The organism is Burkholderia sp. Ac-20384 (assembly GCF_017104605.1).
Lineage (GTDB): Bacteria > Pseudomonadota > Gammaproteobacteria > Burkholderiales > Burkholderiaceae > Burkholderia > Burkholderia lata.
On sequence record NZ_JAAGPE010000653.1, the window covers coordinates 1 to 1361 of the forward strand.

The 1361-nt window shown below is 72.2% G+C and carries 1 protein-coding gene; it reads right to left on the minus strand.

Translation table 11 applies throughout. The features are described 5' to 3' along the window. Positions 1-1284 (minus strand): alpha-amylase family glycosyl hydrolase (locus tag G3O00_RS42615; RefSeq protein ID WP_241025613.1); only part of this gene is annotated, 1284 nt, incomplete at its 3' end. Positions 1285-1361 lie beyond the last annotated feature (77 nt).

A 1361-nucleotide genomic window follows, 5' to 3' on the forward strand; every position in this document is an offset into this window, starting at 1 on the left:
TCGCGCGATGCCGTGCAACGCCCGCGCGGCGCGCGCATGCTCGACGGCGAGCTGGCGCATCAGCACACGCCGCTTGCCGTCGAGCGCTTCCTGCGCGAAGGTGCGCGACGAACCCGATACGTGCGCCCAGTGCGCGGCCAGCGGCGCGGCGCCAGCCGGATCGTGCAGCAGCGCGCCGACGTCGTTCATGAAGTCGTAGCCGGTCGTGCCGTCGACGGCCCAGTCGGCGCGCAGCACCTCGCCGGGCGCGAGGATCTTCTCGACGACGACGAACGGCCGCGCGTCGCGTTGCGCGGCAAGTCGATCATGCAGCCGCCGGCAATATGCGCGCGGATCGGCGAGGCCGTCGACGTGATCGACGCGCAGGCCGTCGATATAGCCGGCCGCATGCAGTCGCAGCGGCAGCGCATGGACGGCGTCGAACACGGCATCGTCGTCGACACGGATGGCCGCGAGCGTCGCGATGTCGAAGAAGCGCCGCCAGTTCAGCTCGTCGGCGGCCGTGCGCCACCACGCGAGCCGGTAGTGCTGGCGTTCGAGCAGCCGGTGCAGGCACGCGCGCGAGCGCGCATGGCGCGGATCGGCGCCGCGCAGCACCGCGTCGAGCGCATGCGGGCCGTGCGTGGCCGCGTGGTCGCGCAGCGCCGCATGCGCGTCGGCCAGTCGGGCACTGTCGCGCGGCGGCGCAGCGTCGAAGCGTTCGGCGAGCGCATTCAGGTCGGTGCGATTCGTGATGCGCAGGATGTCCGCATAGGTGGCGGCGGCCACCGGCAGCCGTCGCCCGGGGCATGACACGAAGAAGCGTCCGGTGGCCGGATCGGCGTCGAGCGTGATGTCGCCGGCCGCGAGCGCTTCACCGTACGGCGTGCCGAGGCAGGGCAGCAGCACCTTGCCGTCGAGCGCTGCGTCGGGCGGATGCCAGTCGATGTCGAAGTGGCCTGCGTACGGGCTCGCGGGCCCCCATTCGAGGACATCGTTCCACCAGCCGTTCGACGAGCCGCCGACGCCCATGTGGTTCGGCACGATGTCGACGATCACACCGAGCCCATGCGCGCGCAGCGCATCGACGAGCCGGACGAAACCGGCTTCGCCGCCGAGTTCGGCGTTGAGCGTGCCGTAATCCACGGTGTCGTAGCCGTGTCGCGAACCGGGTTCGGCCGTCGCGACCGGCGACAGGTACAGGTGGCTCACGCCGAGCCGCGCGAAGTAGCCGGCGTGCGCGGCCGCGTCGTCGAACGTGAAGCCCGCATGCAGCTGCAGCCGCAGCGTCGCGCGTGGCGTCATGGGCCGGGCTCCCGCGAACGGCGCGCGCGCACGACGGCCGCGATGCGGTCGCGCACATCGGCGTCGAACAGCGTGTC